At 74.2% G+C, this 20,765-nt stretch carries 22 protein-coding genes and 1 pseudogene; 12 read left to right on the plus strand and 11 right to left on the minus strand.

Annotated features, from left to right (window positions below; all coding sequences use genetic code 11):
• Nucleotides 1-78, minus strand: a pseudogene (locus ABZ945_RS31645) (NUDIX hydrolase); the annotation flags it as partial.
• A gap of 330 nt (nt 79-408) precedes the next feature.
• Between ABZ945_RS31645 and ABZ945_RS31650 the strand changes: the two are divergent.
• Both ABZ945_RS31650 and ABZ945_RS31655 read left to right on the plus strand, forming a co-directional pair.
• Nucleotides 409-1,782 carry a GAF domain-containing SpoIIE family protein phosphatase gene (locus ABZ945_RS31650; RefSeq protein ID WP_361276693.1) on the plus strand — a complete coding sequence of 458 codons (1,374 nt, stop codon included), beginning with the start codon at nt 409-411 and terminating at the stop codon, nt 1,780-1,782.
• A complete protein-coding gene (locus tag ABZ945_RS31655; RefSeq protein ID WP_361276696.1) occupies nt 1,779-2,132 on the plus strand; it encodes an STAS domain-containing protein in 354 nt (117 codons plus the stop codon). Before ABZ945_RS31650 ends, ABZ945_RS31655 begins: the two co-directional genes overlap by 4 nt.
• A gap of 73 nt (nt 2,133-2,205) precedes the next feature.
• On the opposite strand, the gene ABZ945_RS31660 is transcribed toward ABZ945_RS31655, so the two are convergent.
• The 3 genes from ABZ945_RS31660 to ABZ945_RS31670 all read right to left on the minus strand — a co-directional run bounded on the left by ABZ945_RS31660 (nt 2,206) and on the right by ABZ945_RS31670 (nt 4,024).
• Nucleotides 2,206-2,637 (minus strand): hypothetical protein, encoded by a 432-nt coding sequence (locus ABZ945_RS31660; protein WP_361276699.1) that lies wholly within the window; start codon nt 2,635-2,637, stop codon nt 2,206-2,208.
• 103 nt (nt 2,638-2,740) lie between these two features.
• Nucleotides 2,741-3,646 carry a class I SAM-dependent methyltransferase gene (locus tag ABZ945_RS31665; RefSeq protein ID WP_361276701.1) on the minus strand — a complete coding sequence of 302 codons (906 nt, stop codon included), beginning with the start codon at nt 3,644-3,646 and terminating at the stop codon, nt 2,741-2,743.
• 72 nt (nt 3,647-3,718) lie between these two features.
• Entirely contained in the window at nt 3,719-4,024 is a 306-nt protein-coding gene (locus ABZ945_RS31670; protein WP_361276703.1) for a 4a-hydroxytetrahydrobiopterin dehydratase, read from the minus strand.
• A gap of 169 nt (nt 4,025-4,193) precedes the next feature.
• On the opposite strand from ABZ945_RS31670, the gene ABZ945_RS31675 reads away from it, so the two are divergent.
• Nucleotides 4,194-5,006, plus strand: a complete 813-nt coding sequence (locus tag ABZ945_RS31675; protein WP_361276705.1) for a helix-turn-helix transcriptional regulator — start codon at nt 4,194-4,196, stop codon at nt 5,004-5,006.
• A gap of 123 nt (nt 5,007-5,129) precedes the next feature.
• On the opposite strand, the gene ABZ945_RS31680 is transcribed toward ABZ945_RS31675, so the two are convergent.
• Nucleotides 5,130-5,744 carry a histone deacetylase gene (locus ABZ945_RS31680; RefSeq protein ID WP_361276707.1) on the minus strand — a complete coding sequence of 205 codons (615 nt, stop codon included), beginning with the start codon at nt 5,742-5,744 and terminating at the stop codon, nt 5,130-5,132.
• 185 nt (nt 5,745-5,929) lie between these two features.
• On the opposite strand from ABZ945_RS31680, the gene tdh reads away from it, so the two are divergent.
• From tdh to ABZ945_RS31715, 7 genes are all read left to right on the plus strand, one after another.
• Complete coding sequence (gene tdh / locus ABZ945_RS31685; protein ID WP_361276709.1) at nt 5,930-6,964, plus strand: L-threonine 3-dehydrogenase; 1,035 nt, start codon at nt 5,930-5,932, stop codon at nt 6,962-6,964.
• Nucleotides 6,965-7,015: 51 nt separating this feature from the next.
• Nucleotides 7,016-8,215, plus strand: coding sequence for a glycine C-acetyltransferase (locus ABZ945_RS31690; RefSeq protein ID WP_361276711.1), 1,200 nt, complete (start codon nt 7,016-7,018; stop codon nt 8,213-8,215).
• Nucleotides 8,216-8,279: 64 nt separating this feature from the next.
• Entirely contained in the window at nt 8,280-9,179 is a 900-nt protein-coding gene (locus ABZ945_RS31695; protein ID WP_361276713.1) for a LysR family transcriptional regulator, read from the plus strand.
• Between the two features lie 1,055 nt (nt 9,180-10,234).
• Nucleotides 10,235-11,344, plus strand: a complete 1,110-nt coding sequence (locus tag ABZ945_RS31700) for an SDR family oxidoreductase (protein ID WP_361276715.1) — start codon at nt 10,235-10,237, stop codon at nt 11,342-11,344.
• 154 nt (nt 11,345-11,498) lie between these two features.
• Nucleotides 11,499-11,741: a phosphopantetheine-binding protein gene (locus ABZ945_RS31705; RefSeq protein WP_361276717.1), complete on the plus strand. Its 243-nt coding sequence runs from the start codon at nt 11,499-11,501 to the stop codon at nt 11,739-11,741.
• A gap of 130 nt (nt 11,742-11,871) precedes the next feature.
• Nucleotides 11,872-12,075, plus strand: a complete 204-nt coding sequence (locus ABZ945_RS31710; RefSeq protein WP_361276719.1) for a hypothetical protein — start codon at nt 11,872-11,874, stop codon at nt 12,073-12,075.
• A gap of 21 nt (nt 12,076-12,096) precedes the next feature.
• A complete protein-coding gene (locus ABZ945_RS31715) occupies nt 12,097-13,032 on the plus strand; it encodes a methyltransferase domain-containing protein (protein WP_361276721.1) in 936 nt (311 codons plus the stop codon).
• Between the two features lie 77 nt (nt 13,033-13,109).
• On the opposite strand, the gene ABZ945_RS31720 is transcribed toward ABZ945_RS31715, so the two are convergent.
• The 5 genes from ABZ945_RS31720 to ABZ945_RS31740 all read right to left on the minus strand — a co-directional run bounded on the left by ABZ945_RS31720 (nt 13,110) and on the right by ABZ945_RS31740 (nt 17,805).
• Nucleotides 13,110-13,262 (minus strand): hypothetical protein, encoded by a 153-nt coding sequence (locus tag ABZ945_RS31720; RefSeq protein WP_361276723.1) that lies wholly within the window; start codon nt 13,260-13,262, stop codon nt 13,110-13,112.
• 54 nt (nt 13,263-13,316) lie between these two features.
• Nucleotides 13,317-13,619: a hypothetical protein gene (locus ABZ945_RS31725; protein WP_361276725.1), complete on the minus strand. Its 303-nt coding sequence runs from the start codon at nt 13,617-13,619 to the stop codon at nt 13,317-13,319.
• A gap of 73 nt (nt 13,620-13,692) precedes the next feature.
• On the minus strand, nt 13,693-15,051 hold the full coding sequence (locus ABZ945_RS31730) for an amino acid permease (RefSeq protein WP_361276727.1): 1,359 nt from the start codon (nt 15,049-15,051) through the stop codon (nt 13,693-13,695).
• Nucleotides 15,052-15,239: 188 nt separating this feature from the next.
• Nucleotides 15,240-15,605 (minus strand): DUF1801 domain-containing protein, encoded by a 366-nt coding sequence (locus ABZ945_RS31735; protein ID WP_361276729.1) that lies wholly within the window; start codon nt 15,603-15,605, stop codon nt 15,240-15,242.
• A 109-nt stretch (nt 15,606-15,714) separates the two neighbouring features.
• Nucleotides 15,715-17,805: a phage holin family protein gene (locus ABZ945_RS31740; RefSeq protein WP_361276749.1), complete on the minus strand. Its 2,091-nt coding sequence runs from the start codon at nt 17,803-17,805 to the stop codon at nt 15,715-15,717.
• Between the two features lie 451 nt (nt 17,806-18,256).
• Here ABZ945_RS31740 and ABZ945_RS31745 point away from each other — a divergent pair, with 451 nt between their 5' ends.
• Both ABZ945_RS31745 and ABZ945_RS31750 read left to right on the plus strand, forming a co-directional pair.
• Entirely contained in the window at nt 18,257-19,033 is a 777-nt protein-coding gene (locus ABZ945_RS31745) for an MBL fold metallo-hydrolase (RefSeq protein ID WP_361276731.1), read from the plus strand.
• Nucleotides 19,030-19,656, plus strand: a complete 627-nt coding sequence (locus tag ABZ945_RS31750) for a VTT domain-containing protein (protein WP_361276733.1) — start codon at nt 19,030-19,032, stop codon at nt 19,654-19,656. Before ABZ945_RS31745 ends, ABZ945_RS31750 begins: the two co-directional genes overlap by 4 nt.
• Nucleotides 19,657-19,667: 11 nt before the next feature.
• On the opposite strand, the gene ABZ945_RS31755 is transcribed toward ABZ945_RS31750, so the two are convergent.
• Nucleotides 19,668-20,657, minus strand: coding sequence for an MBL fold metallo-hydrolase (locus ABZ945_RS31755; RefSeq protein ID WP_361276751.1), 990 nt, complete (start codon nt 20,655-20,657; stop codon nt 19,668-19,670).
• Nucleotides 20,658-20,765: the final 108 nt, after the last annotated feature.

Below are 20,765 nucleotides of genomic sequence, written 5' to 3' on the forward strand. Positions count from 1 at the left end.
GTCACCGGGCTCGCAGTGGCCGCCCATCTGGAGCCACATGCCCAGCTTGCGGTGCAGGGTCAGCAGCACCCGGCCTCGCGCACGTTCGCGCACGTCCGGGCATGCCCCGGGGCTTCGACGCGCCCTCTCGTCGGCCGTCGCCGTGCCACCCGTCCGGTACGATCACCGCACCACCGCCGGCCCCGGGCCATCGGATGGCCGCAAGGCCGTCAGGCCCGGCCCGTCGCACGGGTCCGACCGCCGCGAGGCGACTCGCGGGACTCGTGGGACGAGCCCGGCACCGGTCGCGGCATCGCACAGGCATCGTCACCCCTCCGCCCGGGCAGGCGGAACCGGGAACCACCCCGCCCCGCCGCCGTAGGCCGGCGCGCGGTGCGGACCCCCGGGACGGCACAAGGGAGGAACCGGATGCTCGGGACGCCGGAGGCGGCCCCGTCCCGTACGGCCGGCGAGCAACGCCGGCTGGACGCGGTGCACCGGTACGGAATCCTGGACGCCGCTCCCGACGGTGCCCTGGACCGGATCGCCGCCCTGGCCGCGCGGCTCTTCGGTGCCCCGATGGCGACCGTCTCCGTGGTGGACGCCGACCGGATCCTCCTCAAGGCCGCGCACGGACCGGTCGGCGTACGCGAGCTGGCCCGCGAGCCGGGGCTCGCCGCCTCGGCGGCCGAGCAGGACGGGCCGTACGTCGTGCCCGACACCCGCCGCGACCCCCGTACCGCCGCCCATCCGCTGGTCCTCGGCGCGCCGGGGGTGCGGTTCTACGCCGCCGCCCCGATCACCACTCCCGACGGGGAGCGGCTGGGCACCGTGGACGTCTGGGACACCCGGCCGCGCGAGGCGACCGCGGACCGGCTGGCGGCGCTCGGCGAGCTGGCCGCGCTGGTCACCGAGGAGCTTCAGGGCCGGCTGGCGGCGGCCCGGACCCTCGCCGCCGAGCGGCGGATGCGCACCGACGCCGAGCGGCTGGCCCGCACCCTCCAGCGCACCCTGCTCCCCCCGGCCCTGCCGGCCGTGCCCGGACTGAGCGCGGCCGCCGCCTACCACACCGCCTCCCTGGACGAGGTGGGCGGCGACTTCTACGACCTGTTCCCGCTGGCGGACGGCCGCTGGGCGTTCTTCCTGGGCGATGTCTGCGGCAAGGGCGCGGACGCCGCCGCCCTCACCTCGCTGACCCGCTACACCCTGCGCGCCGCCGCCATCCACGACCCGGACCCCCGCGCGGCGCTGACCACCCTGGACGCGGTCCTCAAGGCCGAGTACCAGGAGGGCGACCCGCGCTACTGCACGGCGGTGTTCGGGGTGCTGGAGGCCGCGCCCGACGGGTCGTTCGGGGTGGTGCTGGCCGCCGGCGGCCACCCCCCGGCCCTGGTGCTGCGCGCGGACGGCACCTCCCAGCCCGTACCCACCCCCGGCGGCCAGCTGATCGGGCTGCTGCCCGCGCCGCACTTCGCCCGCAACGCCGTCCGGCTCGCCCCGGGCGACGCCCTGCTGCTGTACACCGACGGCCTCACCGAGGCGCGCACCGCCGACGGGGGGATGCTCGGCGAGGAAGGCCTCACCGACCGCCTCGCCGCACTCGCCCCGCACGGGGCCGAGGCGCTGCTGGCCGCGGTCGACAAGCTGCTCGGCGACCTCGGCGACGGCGTCAGCGACGACACCGCCCTGCTCGCCCTCTCCGTCCCCGCCCGCCCCACCGGGGCCCCGCCCGCCGCCCCCGTCCACCCGGCCCCGGCCGATCCGTCCCGCCCCACGGCCCCATCCGCACAGGAGAACCGGTGACCGAACGCACCCTTACCGTCACCTCCCGGACCCACCCCTCCGGCGCCACGGTGCTGACCGTGGACGGAGAGCTCGACCACCACACCGCGGCCCAGTTGCGCGCCGCGGTGGAGGCCGCGCCGTACCCGCCCGCCGGCACCGTGCTGGACCTGACCCGGCTGGGCTACTGCGACTCCACCGGCATCACCGTGCTGGTCACCGGCTACCACCGGGCCCAGGCCGCCGGGACGCCGCTGGTGCTGGCCGGGCTGAGCGCCGATCTGCTGCGGGTGTTCCGCATCGTCGGCCTGGACCAGATCTTCTCCTTCCGGCCCACCGTGGACGAGGCGCTGGCGGCCCTGAGCTCCTGAGTACGGCGACGGCGCCCCGTCCCCGTACACCAGCCGTACGAGGACGGGACGCCGTCCCGGAAGCGGTCCCGGCTCAGCCGTTGGTGGGCCCGCCGAGCGCCCAGCCGGAGACGTCCGCCGTGCGGCCCCGCCACAGTGGCGCGGTCACCGTGCCGTGCACGGACAGGAAGACCACGTCCACCAGGTGCAGGAAGGGGTGCAGCCCGTCCTTGTCGGCCCCCTCGCCGTCGCCCAGCGCCTCCTGGACGGTACGGGGCAGCAGGGCCAGGTCCTCCGAGCGCTGCTCGGGCCCCGCGTTCTCGGCGACCACCTGCTCCCAGCGGCGCGCCCAGGCGGCCGAGCCGACCAGCGAGCCGGCGATCACCCCGCCGGAGGTGGACAGGGTGATCCCCAGCCGGCCGTCCTCGGCGACCTCGGCCATCCGGAGCAGCACCTCCAGCTGGGCGTCCACCTCCGGCGCCGCCGCCGCGTCGCCCTGGGCGTTCCGGTCCTTCTTTCCGCTCACGCGTGCTTCCTCTCGCCGTACCGGTCCCGGCAGTTCGCCGTCTGCACTCTGATGACCCCGATCGGCGCCGCCATGCCCGGTATCGGCGTGGGCCGGCCGTCCGTCAGCCCTTGCGGGCGGTGTGCACGGTGTGCGCGGCCAGCCAGTACAGGTCCGTGCGCCGGTGCAGTCCCAGCGGCTCGGCCGGGTCCAGCAGCCGGTCCAGCGCCGCCAGGTCGTCGGCGGCGAGCGCCTCGCCGAAGGCCTCGCGGAAGCGGGTGAACTGGATCACGGCCTGGTGCCGCACCGCGTCGGTCACCGGCGCCGGGGAGTCGTGCAGAAAGGTCCGGCTGCCGCTGGGCACCAGCCCGGTGTCCGCCAGCAGGGATCGCCAGTCGTCCACCTCGTCCTTGGCGTCCGGCAGGTCGGCCCGCATCCGGGCGAACCACTCGGCGTGCACCGCCTCGATCCGCTGCTCCAGACCGGGGCGGCCGATCCCGGGGTTGCGCGGCAGGAAGCGCTGCGGCAGCCCACCCTCCACGATCGCCAGCAGCCCGCCCGGCCGCAGCCGCTCGGCGAACCCGGCGAGCGCGGCCCGCTGGTCGCCCAGGTGGTGCAGGGAGTTGGCCGCCCAGAGCAGATCGGCCTCGCCCAGCGTGGCCATCCCACCCGGCAGGTCGGCGTGCAAGGTGGTGACCCGGGCGCCCTGCTCGGCGGCCCTGCGCTCGGCCGCCGCCAGCAGCTCCGGGGTGCCGTCCACGGCGACCACCTCGGCGTACGGGAAGACCTCGGCCAGCAGGCAGGACAGCACGCCCGGCCCGCTGCCGACGTCGAGGACCCGGCGGACCGTCCCCGCCGGGAGGAGGCCGGCCAGCCACTGCCCAGCCTCGCGGTACAGGGGTGCCTGGAGCTCGGCGCTCTGCTCCAGCAGGGGCAGCAGCGCCGACCAGTCCAGCTCGGTGTCGTGGTCGGCGTGTCCGTGGGCATGGGTGTGACCGGGGGCTTGGTGTTCCGCGTGGTGGGAAGTCATGGTCCCAGCGTGCGCACCCGGAGGCCGTTTCGGCGAATGCCGTTGCCGTTACGGCAAAAGGTCCGGCCCCGCTCAGCGGGCCCCGTGCGCCGGGGCGGCCGCCTCCACCCGGGCCGCCAGGTCGAAGTCGCGCGCGGTGACCGCGCCACCGGCGTCATGTGAGTTCACGGTGAGGTTGACGGTGTCGTAGCCGAGGGTCAGCTCGGAGTGGTGGTTCAGCTGCTGCTGGATGCTGGCCACATGCACCACCAGGGCGGCCGCCGCCATATGGTCGTCCAGCCGGTAGGTGCGGGCGATCCGGTCGCCCTCCTGGGACCAGCCGGGCAGTTCGCGCAGCCGGTCCTCGATCTCCTTCTGCGACAGCGGCTCAGTGGGCATCAGGGGTGCTCCCTCGGGTCGGGGCCGACGGTACGGCCGTGACGATACGGTCCCCCGGACCACCGCCGGGGTAACCCATGGCCGGATCCACACGGCCGAGCGGCCACCCGGGACGCCGCCCGGCCGGGACGCGACCGCCCGGGCCGCCCCCTGGGCTACCGTCAGCCCCATGACAACTGTCGCACCGGTCGCCGGAGTAGGGCCCCTGCTGCGGGGCTGGCGGGAGCGGCGCCGGGTCAGCCAGCTCGAACTGGCCCTGCGCGCGGACTCGTCGGCCCGGCACATCTCGTTCGTGGAGACCGGCCGCTCCCGCCCCAGCGAGGAGATGGTGCTACGGCTCGCCGAGCATCTGGACGTACCGATGCGGGAGCGCAACGCGCTGCTGCTGGCCGCCGGTTACGCGCCCCGCTACAGCGAGACCCCGCTCGACGACCCGGCCATGGGCGCACTGCGGGAGGGCCTGGAGCAGCTGCTGTCCGGCTACGACCCCTACCCGGCCCTGGTGGTGGACGGCCGGTACGACGTGGTCGCGGCCAACCAGGGGGTGACGGCGCTGCTGGGCGGGGTGGCGGAACACCTGCTCGCCGCGCCGTTGAACGCGATGCGGCTCACCCTGCACCCGGAGGGCCTCGCCCCGCGGATCCGCAACCTGCGCCAGTGGCGGGCCCATCTGCTGGGGCAGCTGCGGCGGGCCGCCGAGACCACCGCCCCGGCCCGCGCCCGGCCGCTGCGTGAGCTGTACGAGGAGGTGGCGGCCTATCCGGCCCCGGCCGGCCCGGACGACACCGACGCCCCGGACGACGCCGCCCCCCACTGGACCTTCGCGCTGCCGATGCGGCTGGAGCAGGACGGCCGGGTGCTGTCGTTCGTGTCGTCCATCGCCACCTTCAACACCCCGCTGGATGTGACCGTCGCGGAGCTGGCCATCGAGACCCTGCTGCCGGCCGACCCGGAGACGGTCGCCTACCTCCGCTCCCGCTGATCACCGGGAAGGGACACCGGGGCCCGGTCGCAGTGCGGCGACCGGGTCCCGGCGCACCCCACGATGCCCGGGTCGCCCCGCCCCCGTCGATGACCCCGGAGGTCATCCCGCGACGCCCGGGGCTCAGTCCAGCAGGGCGGCGATCCGCTCCGCCGTCCAGTGCCCGGCCGCGCCGGGCCGGGCCGCCAGATAGGCGATGACCGCCTCCTCGTCCCAGGCCCCGGTGGCCAGCAGTCCGGCGGCCAGATGGCGCAGATAGCCGGCCGAGGGAACGGTGTGCGCCACCTCGTCCATCCGCCAGGGCGCGGTGAAGGTCAGCAGCGGGCGGCCGTCCAGCATCCCGGGGTGGACCAGCGTCTCGTAGCGGCCCTCCCCGCACCTGGCCCGCCCGTCCCGCAGCACCGGCCCCAGGTCCAGATCGGCGCCCGGCTCGCGGTACATCTCCTGGGCGGCCAGATCGGAGAACTGCACCGCGGTCAGCAGATGGGCGCGGGCCAGCACCCGGCCGGGCGCCTCCGGATCGTAGAACGCCCGTCCGCCCGTCCACACGGGTGACTCGGTGGCGAAGTACACCGCCCCGGCCAGCTCCACCGGCACCGACGCCGACGGCATCCGCGGCTCCCGACTGCCCGGGTACTCGCGGGTCGCCTCCGGCGGGCGGCCGCCGAGCAGGTAGTAGGCCAGACGGTCCACATGGAGGTTGGAGCCGTACGCCGCGTACCAGACTTCCCTCGTCATGACTCCGACGGTAGAGGCGCGGCGCGTGAAGCTGCCCTGTCGGCCCGCTTAAGAAAACCTCGATGGACGCGGGCGGCCGGGCTGGGCAGATTGGTCCCCGTCCGCGATCTCTCCCGTCTCCCCCGTCTCTCCTGCCTCCCTCCTCCCCCACCCCCACTCCCCACCGCAGCCTGGAGCCGCAACCGATGAAGGCACTCGTCAAGCAGAAGGCCGAGCCCGGGCTCTGGCTGATGGACGTCCCCGAGCCCGAGACCGGCCCCAACGATGTGCTGATCCGGGTGCTGCGCACCGGTATCTGCGGCACCGACCTGCACATCCGCTCCTGGGACGGCTGGGCCCAGGGCGCGGTGAAGACCCCGCTGGTCCTCGGGCACGAGTTCGTCGGCGAGGTCGCGCGGGTCGGCGCGGACGTCAGCGACATCGCGGTGGGCGACCTGGTGAGCGGCGAGGGCCATCTGGTGTGCGGCAAGTGCCGCAACTGCCTGGCCGGCCGGCGCCACCTCTGCCGGGCCACGGTCGGCCTCGGGGTCGGCCGGGACGGGGCCTTCGCCGAGTACGTGGCGCTGCCCGCGACCAATGTGTGGGTGCACCGCACCCCGGTGGACCTGGATGTGGCGGCGATCTTCGACCCGTTCGGCAACGCCGTGCACACCGCGCTCTCCTTCCCGCTGGTCGGCGAGGACGTGCTGATCACCGGCGCGGGCCCGATCGGTGTGATGGCCGCGGCGGTGGCCCGGCACGCCGGCGCCCGCAACGTGGTCGTCACCGACATCAGCGAGTCCCGCCTCGAACTGGCCCGCAAGGCCGGCGCGACCCTGGCGGTCAACGTGGCCGAGCAGACCATCGAGGACGCCCAGCGCACCCTGGGACTGCGCGAGGGCTTCGACATCGGCCTGGAGATGTCCGGGAACGCGCAGGCGATGCGCGGGATGGTCGACAACATGACGCACGGCGGCCGGATCGCGATGCTCGGGCTGCCCGCCGAGGAGTTCGCGGTCGACTGGGCGAAGATCGTCACCTCCATGATCACCGTGAAGGGGATCTACGGCCGGGAGATGTTCGAGACCTGGTACGCGATGACGGTCCTGCTGGAAGGCGGGCTCGACCTCACCCCGGTGATCACCGGCAGCTACTCCTACCAGGACTTCGACGCCGCCTTCGACGAGGCCGCCACCGCCCGCAGCGGCAAGATCATCCTGGACTGGACCGCCGGCGCCTGACGCCCGCCCCCACACGGCCCTCCCCCTCCCTCACCCCTAGGAGCCCCTCCCATGTACGCGTCCGTCCGCGACGAGCTGCGCGCCACCCTTGACGAGATCCGCGAGGCCGGGCTGTTCAAGCCCGAGCGGGTCATCACCACCCCGCAGTCCGCCGCGATCTCGGTGGCCGCGAAGGACGCCGACGGCGGCGAGGTGCTCAACTTCTGCGCCAACAACTACCTCGGCCTGGCCGACCACCCCGAGGTGGTCGCCGCCGCCAAGGAGGCGCTGGACCGCTACGGCTACGGGATGGCCTCGGTCCGCTTCATCTGCGGCACCCAGGACGTGCACAAGGAGCTGGAGGCCCGGCTCTCGGCGTTCCTCGGCCAGGAGGACACGATCCTCTACTCCTCCTGCTTCGACGCCAACGGCGGTGTCTTCGAGACCCTGCTCGGCCCGGAGGACGCGGTCATCTCCGACGCCCTCAACCACGCCTCCATCATCGACGGCATCCGCCTCTCCAAGGCCCGCCGCCACCGCTACGCCAACCGGGACATGGCCGAGCTGGAGCAGCAGCTCAAGGACACCCAGGACGCCCGCCGCCGGCTGATCGTCACCGACGGGGTGTTCTCCATGGACGGCTACATCGCCCCGCTGACCGAGATCTGCGACCTCGCCGACCGCTATGACGCCATGGTGATGGTGGACGACTCGCACGCCGTCGGCTTCACCGGCCCCGGCGGGCGCGGCACCCCCGAGCTGCACGGGGTGATGGACCGCGTGGACATCATCACCGGCACCCTGGGCAAGGCCCTCGGCGGCGCCTCCGGCGGATATGTCGCCGCCCGCGCCGAGATCGTCGCCCTGCTGCGCCAGCGCTCCCGCCCGTACCTCTTCTCCAACTCCCTCGCCCCGGTCATCGCCGCCGCCTCGCTGAAGGTCCTGGACCTCCTGGAGACCGCCGGTGAGCTGCGGGAGCGGCTGGAGGCCAACACCAAGCTGTTCCGCAGCCGGATGACCGAGGAGGGCTTCGAGATCCTGCCCGGCGAGCACCCCATCGCCCCGGTGATGATCGGCGACGCCGCCGAGGCGGGCCGGATGGCCGAACTGCTGCTGGAGCGCGGCGTCTATGTGATCGGCTTCTCCTACCCCGTCGTGCCCATGGGCCAGGCCCGGATCCGGGTCCAGCTCTCCGCCGCGCACTCCGAGGCGGACGTGGAGCGGGCGGTGGCGGCGTTCGTCGAGGCGCGGTCGGTGATGACCGTCGGGTGACCCGCTTCGGTGGCCGGGGTCGGCGGCAGGTGACCGGCTTCGGCGGCCGCGCGACAATGGCGGGGTGATCGACCCCCGCCGTCTGCGCATCCTGCGGGCCGTGGCGGACCACCGTACGGTGACCGCCGCGGCCGCCGCGCTGTATCTGACCCCGTCCGCCGTCTCCCAGCAGCTCGCCGCGCTGGAGCAGGAGACCGGGCACACCCTGCTCACCCGCAGCGGGCGGGGCGTCACCCTGACCTCCGCCGGTGAGATTCTGCTGAACCACGCCAACGAGGTGCTGGCCCAGCTGGAGCGCGCCGAGGCCGAGCTGGCGGCCTATGCCGCCGGGACCGGGGGCGAGGTGGTGGTGGCCGCGTTCGCCACCGGCATCGCGGAGGTGCTGGCCCCGGCGATCGCCCGGCTCGCCGGAAGCCACCCGGGCATCCGGGTCCGCGTCCGGGACGCCGAGGGTGACGCGTCCCTGCCGATGGTGCTGGACGGGGAGGCGGATCTGGCGGTCGCCGTCGAGTACCGCGGCGCCCCGCGCGACGGCGATCCGCGGCTGGCCCGCGTTCCCCTCTACGCGGAGCCCTTCGACGCGGTGCTGCCGACCGGGCACCCGCTGTCCGTCTCCCCCACGGTGGCCGTCGCCGAGCTGGCCGACTGCGACTGGATCGCGCCCTACCCGGGCAACCCCTGCCACGACATGGTGGCCCTCGCCTGCGAGCTGGCCGGCTTCTCGCCCCGGGTGCTGCACTCCTCGGACGACTTCCGCGCGGCGGTGGCGCTGGCGGGCGCGGGGGCGGGAGTGGCGCTGGTGCCGCGCTCGGCGCTGAGCGGGATGGAGCTGAAGGACGTGGTGGTCCGCCCGGTCTCGGGGCCGGGCGCCTACCGCCGTGTCTTCGCCGCGACCCGGCGCGGGGCGGAGGCCCATCCGCTGGTGCGGCCGGTACTGGAGGCGCTGGTGGCGTCCGCGGCGTAGCGCTTGGGCGCCGTGGGCCGCCCGGTTCAGGGCAGCAGCGGGCGGGCCGGATTGGGGTCCAGGGGGGTCGGTTCGTCCGGCTGCTCCGGGGGGGGGCGGCCGGGGGCGGGGTGGTGGGGGCGTAGGCGGTCTGCGCCGCCGGCGGTCGGACGGGGTCCGGCGGCAGTCGTACTCCGGGGTGGCGGGGTGGCATTCCGGCGGAAAGGCGTGCGCCGGTCGCCCAGGGGCGCGGAAGTCGGAAACCGCTGTTTCCACAGTCTCCGCCGTTGCCACGAGTGAAGGGGTTGCCACACGGCAAACCGCTTACCACATCGGTCGGATTCTCCCATGCGTTCGAATGAGCGCTTCTCCACCTAGGGGCAGAGCTACTGCCCGATTCCCGCACGTCCGTGCGCCCCGCCGACGGCGGGGCGCGGCGATGACGGTGGGCATCTCTCTTGTGAAAGGGAATTTGTACCCACCTCCATGGGAGTAGGAATGGGGAGTAGGAATGCCGAGGAACGTCAGGAAACGAAGCGGAATCGCCCGTGCGCTGCGGGACGTGGTGGACCGGGTGGAGGCGGTGGTGCAGGGGGAGCGGCGCGTTCCAGGCCAGGCGTGAGAGAGCCTCGCGACATCTTGTCATCGGTGGCGCCGGGGCGATGATGCTGGCTCGACGAGGCCGGTTGCTGATGTATGTGCCGGCCGAACTGGCGAGCACGGTGGGACAGATCCTGTCGACTCGGCAGGACCTGGTGTCCCGGGAGGTGGCCGAAGGCCTGGCGTCACCTATCTGGTGGAGAGTCTCGCGCCGGCCCAGCTGGGCCACACCGTGCCGCAGTGGGCGTCGGCGATGGAGACCGCCCTCCCCGACGGCCGCGCCGTGGCCCGGGCCTTCTCGGGCGGTGAGTTCACCGTCCAGCATTCGGCCGTACAACGGCCCTTCTCCCTGGTGGAAAAGCACCAGGACACGCGTGCGCGGCGCCTGAGGCAGGTGGCCGTGGCAGCGGCCTTGCCTGGTCTGGTGGCGCCGTGCGCGAAGCGACAGCTGACCCTGCGTCGAAAGGGACGTCACGGTGCTGGTACTCACCGGGGCCACCGGTTTCTTCGGCTCGCACTTCCTGGCTGAACACCTCCTGCGCCATCCCCGGGCACAGGTCGTCGCCCTGGTGCGCGACTCGCCCACGCGAGTACGCGCACGGGTGGGCGCGGCCCTGCTGGCGACCGGCCGGCCGCTCACCGCGCGGGACCTGGCCCGGGTGAAGCCCGTACGGATCGACCTCGCGGATCCGCAGCTCGGGCTCGATCGGCGCGTCTACGACACGCTGGCCCGGCGCACCGGCGTCCTGTGCCATTTCGCCGGGCACATCGGCCTCGAAACGCCTCTGGACGTGTTGCGCGAAACCAACGTCCTGGGCACCGGGCACATCCTGCGCCTGGCTGCCGCGAGTCCCCGGCCGATCCCCGTGTTCCACATCAGCACCGCGTACGTGGCCGGTGGCCAGACGGCCGGGACCGTGGCCGAGCGCGTGCTGGAGAAGCCGTCGGGCGGCTTCCTCACCGCGTACGAGGAGTCGAAGCACGAGGCCGAGTGCCTGGTGGCCGACTACGCCGCCGCCGGGACCGGGCGCCGGTGCACCATCGTGCGCCCCAGCATCCTGGTCAGCGACCGCCTCCGCCGGCCCGGTGCTCCTCAGCATCCGCTCGGAGTGCTGGGCTCCCAGGTCGCGGCGCTGCTGCGGCTGTCCGGGGCGGCCGGCCCCAGAGGCCTGTTCTCCCCGGACAATCCGGTCACCGCACGCCTCACCGGCAGCCCGACCGCCAGCCTGAACCTGGTGCAGGTGGAACACGCCGCCCAGGCACTGCACCGCATCACCGCCGGCGGGACCGCACCGGGTACCGAGGCGGAGGTGGTCCATCTGGTCCACCCCCGCAACGTCGCGGTGCCCGTGCTGCTGGATGCTCTGGCTCAGCACCTGCCCGGGCTCGACTTCGTCCTCAGCCCCCGGGTGGAGTCCCCCACGCCCCTGGAAATGCTGCTGCACCGATTCGGCCAGGGAGCCCATCTGTACACCCATCTCCACCGCGACTACGCACGCCACAACTACCACCGCCGCGTGGGCCGGATGCCGGAACCCGACCCCATCACGCCCACCTACCTCCGGCACGCCTTCTCGCTGTCCTGAGCCGGGGAGCGGTGGGCCCGCTCGATGGCCGTCGACGCCCACCGCGGCCCGCGGAGGCCGCAGCCCCGTCCCGCACCCGACAGCCGCACACCCGGCGCCCTTCCGCGGTTGCCGGCCCGGCAGCGCCCTGTCCCAGCGAGCCCAAGGAGGACCCATGTCCGACATCCAACCGTCGCTGGCCGACGTCCTGACCGCCCACCTGGGTGTGCCCACCGACGAGTTGGCTCCCGAAGCGGTCTTCGAGGACCTCGGTCTGGACTCGCTGGCGCTGGTCGAGAGGGCAGTGGTCTCCGAGGAGCGCACCGGCAAGGGGATCACCAGCCTCACCGCCGAGTTCGCCCTCGCCCAGGCCAGCCAGTACATGGCATCCGTCACCGCCCAGGGCGGCCAGGCGTGAGTGCGGCCGTGGCCATCACCGGCATCGGTCTGGTCACTCCGCGGTCGGCGTGGGCACGGCAGCCCCCTGACAGGGCCTGCTCGACGCCCGCCCCACCGCCCGCAGCCACGCCGGCCTCGGCGGGCTTCCGGTGGACTTCTGCTCCACCGTCAGCGGCCCCGACGCGCCCCGGCGCCTCACCTCCCGGCTGGCCGCCCGCCTGGACCGCTTCCCCCAGATGGCCGTGCTGGCCGCCCGCAAGGCGGTCGCGGACGCACGGATCACCACCGCGCTGAGCACCTCCTTCGGCTTCGGGGGGCAGAACGCCGTACTCGTCCTGGCCGCCTCGGCCTGACCACCACCACGGAGCACGCCCATGAGCACCGACAGCACACTCGCCCACACCTACGGCCACGACACCAACCCGCTCTTCCGCGTCCTGCTCCCCCTCGGCTGGGGCCACCTCCACAACCTCGGCTACTACACCCCCGCCACCCTTCCCGCCCTCCTCACCGGACTGGCCCCCTTCCAGCGCGCCCTGGCTCGCCGCTCCATCGACCTGCTCCGGCTCAAGCCCGGGCAGCACGTCCTGGACGCCGCCTGCGGCACCGGTCACACCACACGCCTCATCGCCGACCAGGGCTGCACGGTCACCGGCATCGACCTGTTCCCCGGCCATCTGGACGAGGCCGCCCGACGGCACGGGCATCACGCCGGCATCCGGTTCGCGCGGGCCGACGCCACCGATCTGCGCCGCGCCGGCCCGGACACGCACACACCACGGCTCCAGGTCGACGACGCCGCCTACGACAAGGTCCACTGCCTCGAAGCCGCCTTCCACTTCGGCCCGCGAGGACGCCGTGCCTTCCTCGAAGAGGCCTACCGCGTCCTCAGGCCCGGTGGCCGCCTCGTCCTCGTTGACTTCGTCTGGAACAGCGACGACCCCGGTGAGATCCGAGCCGCCGACCCCGGCCGTCTCGTCCGCGACACCTGGGGATTCGAGGAGTTCGAACCCCTCCACCGCTATGTGCGCCACGCCATCGACATCGGCTACGCCCCCTGCCGCGTCCACGACTGGACCCGCCCCGTCACCGCCCGCTTCATGAGGATCGGCCACCTCTGCGCCAGGCTCGCCCTGACCGGCCGCGGCCGCCGTCTGCTGTGCCGTCGGTGGCCTATGCTGCGAGAACTCACCACCGCGGACTGGCTGGCCTTCTCCGCCACCGCCCTCGCACATGAACCCGTTCGACGGGCCAGCGGCTACGCCGCACTCGTCCTCGACAAGCCACCCGCACAGGGCGGGTCGTCGTGAGCCGATGCCAACCCGAGCGCGCACTCCGGCCACCGGGCTCCCGGTGGCCGGAGTGTCGGCGGCGCCGGCCGCCCAGATCAGTGCAGCGGGCGCACTGGGGTCGGTTCCAGGGGCGACGGTTCGTCCGGCTGCTCTGTGGACTCGGCCGGGGGCGGGGTGGTGGGTGAGAGGGTGCGGGTGGCCTCGGCGCGGACTATGGCGTTGAGGGCCGCGAAGGGGTCGATGGGCATGGGGGTGCTCCTTGCGTGACGGGATGTCGAACGGGCCGCGGTGACGAGGGGCCGTCAGCAGCGGAGCACCACGGAGCGCAGGATGAGCGTCGCGGGGTCGGCGCGGGGAGGCAGGGAGAGGAAGGCGGCGGGGGCCACCACCGGGTGGACGGGTGGGGCGGGCCGTACGGCGCGTGGGAGGCGGGTGCGGCGGGGGGAGGTGGGGAGCGCGGCGGGGTCGGGCTCGGCGAGGGCGGTGACCGGGCGAGGCTCGGGGGTGGTCGGCTCGCAGGGGGCCGCCCCGGCCAGGAGCAGACCGCACAGGGCCAGCAGCGCGGCGATGAGCGCCCGGCGCAGGGTGGGCCCGGTGGTGGTCATGGGGGGCCTATAGCCCGTGGGGGTGGGCGGCCGACCCGTACGCGCCGGGAACCGCCCGGGTGGGGGACGGGGGTTACGCCGACGGGCGGCGCCGGGTGGCCCGCGCGGCCATCACCGCGTAGACGAGGACCCCGGCGAAGAGGAACAGCACGCCCTGGTAGACCGCGGCGTAGCCGGATCCGGCGACCAGCCAGAGGGAGAAGGCGAAGGCGAGCAGGGCGAGGACGCCGTCGCGGATCAGGCGGGGGCGGTTGACGCGGTCGGCGCAGCCGGTGAGCAGGAAGTGGATCTGGGCGGCGGTGGAGAGCAGATAGGGGACGGTGGCGGTGAAGGTGGTGACCAGGACCAGCGTCTCGAAGACCCCGGCCGGGCCGGCGGTGTAGTTGTAGACGGTGAGCAGGGAGGCGAGGACCACGGTGGTGAGGACGCCGTAGGTGGGCACGCCGCGCCGCTTGTGGGTGAAGAACCGGGGGAAGAGGCCGTCCTGGGCGGCGGCGAAGGGCGTCTGGGCGCTGAGCAGGGTCCAGCCGTTGAGGGCGCCGACCATGGAGACCAGGGCCATGCAGGCGACGGCGGTGCCGCCCCAGGTGCCGCCGAACATAGTGTTGACGGCGTCTGTGAAGGGGGCGCTGGAGCCGATGAGCCGGTCGTGGGCGACCAGGCCGAAGACGGCGAGGGTGCCCAGGAGGTAGAGGCTCGCGGCGCCGAGGGTGCCGAGGATGGTGGCGCGGCCGACGTTGCGGCGGGGGTCGCGGACCTCGCCGGCGCTGACCGCGGCGGACTCCACGCCGAGGTAGCTGAAGAGCAGGATGGCGGCGGAGGCGGAGATCGCGCCGGCCGCGCTGGTGGACCCGGCCTGGAAGGGGCCGAGGTTGGCGGAGTCGAAAAAGAACAGCCCGCCGACGGCGACGAGGAGGAGGGGGACGAACTTGAGGACGGTGGCGGTGAGCTGGACCGCGCCGACATAGCGGGTGCCGGCCAGGTTGGCGAGGGCGGGCAGCCACTGGACGGCGAGGGCGGCGGCGATGGTGGTGGCGGTGGAGTGCTGGACGGGGATGAGGACGTCGAGGTAGCCGACCGCGGCGACGGCGAGTGCGGCGTTGGAGACCCAGGTGGTGATCCAGTAGGACCAGGCGGTGAGGAAGCCGGCGAAGTCGCCGAAGGCCTCACGGGCGTAGACATAGGGGCCGCCGGTCTGCGGGTGCTTCTCGGCGAGGCGGCCGAACACCAGGGCGAGGGTGAGGGCGCCGGCGGTGAGCACGCCGAAGGCGACCAGGCTGATGGTGCCGTACGGGGCGACGGAGGCGGGGAGCAGGAAGATGCCGCCGCCGATGATGTTCCCCATGACCAGGGCAATGGCGACCGGGAGGCCGAACCGCCGGGAGTGCCTGCTCTGCTCGTCGGGGGTGACCGGGGGGTTGAGCGTGGTCATGAGGGTGGTGCGCCTTTCGCCGTGCAAACCCGAACATGCTCGGGGTAGGGCGAAGGCTGCACCAAATCAGTCGTTTTTGTGCGGCGTGACGCGGCTGGTGACCGGAAATGCTTCGTCGGGGGGCGTGTGCGGCGGTGAATTCTGCGCCGTGCGCGGGAGGCCGGTCCGAGTCTCTCGATGGCCCGGCGTCAGCAGACGGGGCCCGGCCGTGTCGCGGTCGCACGCAGCAGGTCCCACAGCAGATCGAAGTCGATGGCCTGCGGCTTGCGGAACCGCAGGCACCCCTTGCCCATGTCCTGTCCCGCCAGCCGTTCGGTGAACGCCTCACGCACATCGCTGCGCATCAGATAGAAGGAGATGTACTGCTTCTGGCTGGCGAAGGCGACCTCGGCGACACCGTCCCGCTCGTACGCGGGCATACCGTAGGCCATGACCTCCGAGAAGCCCTTCAGCTCCCGGCGACATAGCTGCCGCAGCTCAGCCAGCGCCTTCTTGCGTTCGACCGGTACCTCGGCGAGGTAGCCGTCGACATCATCCGCAGCACTTCGCACCATCCCGAGAGGCTATGACGCGTCTCGCGCCCTGAGCAAGGTTTCACAGCGCTCCTCGCCCTGTTCCTCGCGGCGCTAAGGACCGGCTGACCGGCGACGTCAACCGCGCGGATCAGTCGTTCATGTGCGGCGTGACGCGGCTGGTGACCGGAAATGCTTCGTCGGAGGATGTGTGCGGCGGTGAATTCTGCGCCGTGCGGTCCACCGGTATCTGGGGGCCCGGGCCCTCGGTGAGCCAGCGGCGGAGGACCTGGTGGACCTGTTCGGCGCCGACCAGTTCCGACGGGTGGGGGTCGGGGAGGGGTGGGGTGAGGGTGACCGGCCAGAGCAGGAAGGCGTGGGACTGCTCGCCGCCGAGGCCGCCGTGGGAGCCGATCTGCTCCTCGAAGGCGTGCACGGTGCCGGTCGACGGGTGGTAGCGGGAGTTGACCATGAGGTCGGCGGTGTGCGGGAAGGAGTCGGTGCGGCGGACGGCGTCGGCGGCGCCGGGGCCGAAGCCGGCCAGCGGGCCCTGGTCGTCGGCCAGGTCGTCGAGGGGCACCTCGGCGCCGTCGGGGCCGAGGACGAGGGAGCCATGGCGCTCGCTGCGGACCAGCAGGAAGCCGATGCCGGGATGGTCGGCGAGGGTGCGCAGCAGGGCGGGGTGGCGGCGGTCGATCTCCTCCCGGGAGGCCCGGTGGGGGATGTCCGGGAAGGAGACCAGGCCGAGGTTGCCGGAGGCCAGGACGACGGGGTCGGTGCCGGGTTCGGGCGGGGGGCTCGCCCCCTCGTCCTCGGGGGGCGGCAGATGCACCGCGCTGCGCAGGGTGTCGCGGGCCTCGGCGCCGCCGGTACGGCGCTGGGCGTGCCGGGGTACGGGCAGTCCGCAGCCGGACCGGACCAGGTCGCGCAGGCTCAGCCCGTACGCGGACTCGAAGGTCTCGCCGGGGCTCTGCCCGTGGTCGGAGAGGAGCACGATCCGGTAGGGGCGCGGCGCGTGCGCGGCGACCTCGGCGATCAGGGCGATGGAGCGGTCGAGCCGGCGCAGCACGGCCGCGGCGTCGCGGCTGCGGGGCCCGGAGTGGTGGGCCACCTCGTCGTAGGCGACCAGGTCGGCGTAGATCGCGGTGCGGCCGGAGAACATGTCGCCGATGACGGCGGCGACCACCACGTCCCGTTCGACGGTGGTGGCGAAGGCGCGGATCAGCGGGTAGAGCCCGCCGCGGCCGACCCGGGGGTGGTCGCCGCGCAGCCGGGCGCGGGTGGACTGGCCGATCTCGCGGAAGGCCTCGGCGGCGAAGGAGAGCGCGGTGCGCACTGCGTTGGCGGGGTCGCGGAAGTAGGCGAAGTAGCCGGCCCGGGAGCGGTTGCGGCGGCCCCGGCGGGCGGAGACGGAGAGCACCAGGGCCAGCTGGTCGGCGCCGCCGCTGAAGAGGTTGCCGCGGCTGGCGCCGTCCAGGGTGAGCAGTCCGCCGTCGCCGGTGCGCTCGATGGCGCGGCGCTGGAGTTCGGCGGCGCTGCCGGGGCGGTTGCTGACCATCGTCCGGCCGGTGTCCTTCTCGTACCAGCGGAAGGCGGGGACGTCGTGGTTGGAGCCGTGCAGGATACCGAGCTGGCTGGCGCCGGTCTGGCTGGACCAGTCGGTGCGCCAGGGGGTGAGCCGGTGGGTGGTGCCGAGCCAGGAGGCGACGGTGGGCATGGTGCCGTCGGCGACGGCGTCCCGGAGCACCTGGCAGCCGACGCCGTCGAGCTGGAGGAAGAGGGTCCCGGGGGCGGCGTCGGGGGCACCGTCCGGGAGTGCGGTGCTGCGGCGGCCGGCCAGCCGGTGGAGCCGGCGGCGGTAGGCGGCGTCGTCGCGGACGGCGAGGGCGGTGGAGGTGGCGGAGGCGACGGCCGACATCACCGCGGCGACCACCACGGCGTTCTGCGGGTCCGCCTCGCCGCCGCGCTCGGGGATGACCCAGAGGGCGACCAGCAGCAGGGAGCCGTTGATGGCGAAGCCGAGCAGCCCGAGGACCAGGGCGGGCACCAGCAGCAGGGCCCGGACCAGCAGGGGCCAGACCAGGGCACCGAGGAGCCCGAAGGCGCCGGCGGCCCAGGCGGCGGTGACGGCGGTGCGGGTGATGGACTCGCCGTCCTCGGACTGGAGCTGGACGTCGGGCAGGATCCCGGCCAGGGCCAGCAGGGTGAGGCTGGAGGCGGCCCAGACCAGGGTGACCCGCAGCAGGGTGGCCCCGGCGGTCTTCAGGGCGCGGCGCACCCGCGGCGAGGGCCGGTGCCGATGGCCGAAGGCCGAGAGGTGGGCCTCGGGGGCGTCCGGCTCGGCCGGGTGGTCGGCGAGGGCGTGCGGGTCGTACGCGGCCCACTGCCCGGAGTCGTACGGGGAGGGGTCCTCGGGTTGTCTGCCGGGGGTGCCGGGCTCGCGCGGCTGGTCGTCGTTCACGGTCGGCGCGCTCCTCGGCGGCACGCGGCGGGGTCCGGCTCCTTCGGTGGCGTCGGGCTCGCCATACGTACACCGTGCATGCGGATGACCCTACTCCCCGCCGCGCGGAGCCCGGCAGCCGCGTGTTTAGGCTCGGGCGGTGGGGCGAAGGAGCCCGGTAGGCGCGGTGACGGGGCGGCGTCCGGCGGAGGCCGGAGGCGCGGACGGACCGCGGGAGCGAGAGGACGGACGGGTGGCGGTCGAGGTCACATGGTGGGGGCACGCCACCTGCACGGTCGAGGACTCGGGGACGCGGGTGCTCACCGACCCGCTGTTCGCGCGGCGGCTGGCGCATCTGCGGCGGCGGCGCGGGGCGGTGCCGACCGGGGAGGCGGCCCGGGCCGACGCCGTACTGGTGTCGCATCTGCACTCCGATCATCTGCATCCGCCCTCGCTGGCCCGGCTGGCGCCGGGGACCCGGGTGGTGGTGCCGAGGGGCGCGCCGCGGGCGGTGCCGGGGCTGCGGCGGCTGGCCAAGGTACTGCGGCTGACCGAGGTGGTGGCGGGTGACGAGGTGAAGGTCGGCCCGCTGGTGGTGCGGGCGGTGCCGGCGCGGCACGACGGGCGGCGGCTGCCGGTGGGCCGGGAGGTGGCTCCGGCGCTGGGCTATGTGGTGATCGGGGAGGCGCGGACGTACTTCGCCGGGGACACCGGGCTGTTCGACGCGATGGCGGAGGCGGTGGGCGCGGTGGATGTGGCGCTGCTGCCGGTCGGCGGCTGGGGGCCGTTCCTGGGCCCGGGGCATCTGGACGCGCGGCGGGCGGCCGAGGCGCTGGCCGCGCTGGGGCCGGGCGCGGCGGTGCCGGTGCACTACGGCACGTACTGGCCGATCGGGATGGACGGGGTGCGGCCGCACGAGTTCCACTCCCCGGGTGAGGAGTTCGTCCGGCACGCGGCCCGGCTGGCGCCGGGCACGGTGGTGCACCGGCTGGAGCACGGGCAGAGTGTGCGCCCGGAGGTGGATCGTTGATAGAGACGCTGCTGGGCGAACTGCCGTCGCCGGGCACCCAGTCGGCGGTGGGCTACCCCTCGCTGTTCCTGCTGGTGGCGCTGGGCGCGCTGGTGCCGGTGGTGCCGACCGGGGCGATCGTCAGCTCGGCGGCCGTGGTCGCCTTCCACCAGGCGGCGCCGCCGCTGCCGCTGCTGGCGGTGTTCGCGGTGGCCTCGGCGGCGGCCTTCGCCGGAGATGTGGCGCTGTACTGGCTGGGTCGGCGCGGGGTGCACTCCGAGCACGGCTCGAAGTGGCTGGCGGCGCTGAAGCGGCGGGCGGCGCCGGAGCGGCTGGAGCAGGCCCAGGAGAAGGTGCACGACCACCGGATCTCGGTGCTGGTGCTGTCCCGGCTGGTCCCGGCGGGCCGCATCCCGGTGATGCTGGCCTGTCTGCTGGCGGAGCTGCCGCTGAGCCGCTTTCTGCGGGGCAATCTGCTGGCCTGTCTGGCCTGGGCGCTGACCTACCAGCTGATCGGCATCCTGGGCGGCTCGCTGTTCGCCGAGCCCTGGGAGGGGGTCGCGGCGGCGGTGGCGCTGACCGTGCTGGTGAGCGCGGTGCCCTGGCTGTGGCACCGGTTGCAGCGCCGCCGGCGCCACGCCTGACCGGGGGTCGGCTAGGGCAGTACGCGGGAGCCGCCGACCGGTAGGTCCCAGAGCCGTTCGCGGGCCAGTCCGGCGCGCTGCCAGGCGGCCCGGACCCGGGTGAGCGGTTCCCGTACGGGTTCGGCGGAGAGCACGAAGGTGGCCCAGTGCATGGGGGCCATGTTCCGCGCGCCGAGGTCCAGGAAGGCCTGGACGGCCTCCTCGGGGTCGGTGTGCACATCCCGCAGCCACCAGCGGGGGGCGTAGGCGCCGATGGGCAGCAGGGCGAGGTCGATGCCCGGGTGGCGGGCGCCGATCTCGCCGAACCAGTGCCCGTATCCGGAGTCCCCGGCGAAGTAGACCTTCCGGCCGTCCGGGGCGGTGAGCACCCAGCCGCCCCACAGGGTCCGGCAGGTGTCGGCGATACCGCGCCGGGACCAGTGGTGGGCGGGGACGAAGTCGAGGCGCACCCCTTCCAGTTCGGCCGACTCCCACCAGTCCAGCTCGGTGACCCGGCTGAACCGGCGGCGCCGGAACCAGCGGCCGAGCCCGGCGGGGACGAACACCGGGGTGGAGCGGGGCAGCCGGCGGATGGTGGGCGCGTCGAGGTGGTCGTAGTGGTTGTGGCTGACGACCACGGCGTCGATCGGCGGCAGCTCCTCCCAGCGCACGCCCACCGGGGTGATCCGGGCCGGGGTGCCGAGGATGCGGCGGGACCAGACCGGGTCGGTGAGCAGGGTCAGTCCGCCGGTGCGGACGATCCAGCTGGCGTGCCCGGCCCAGGTGACGGCGGTGGTGTCCGGTCCGGCCGGGGGCAGCGGCTCCGGTTCGAAGGGCAGATGGGGGATGTCGTGCAGCCCCTCGGCACGGGGCCGGATGGCGCCCTCGCGGGCCAGCCGGGCCATGGCCCGCACCCCGGGCAGCGGCGCGGTGAGCCGGTCGGCGAAGGAGCGCGGCCAGAGGCGGGGGTGGGGGTGGGCGAGCGGGTGCGGGCCCAGGGCTCCGGCGACCGCCCCGGGGATCGCGGGCGGCCGAGGGGCCCGCTCGGCCGCCTCGGGGTCGGCGGGGTCAGCGGGCGCGGCGCCGGCCGATACGGCGTCGGTGGCGGCGGTGGGCGCGGCATCGGCGGG

This window comes from Streptomyces sp. NPDC046887, assembly GCF_040644755.1.
Taxonomy (GTDB): domain Bacteria; phylum Actinomycetota; class Actinomycetes; order Streptomycetales; family Streptomycetaceae; genus Streptomyces; species Streptomyces lichenis.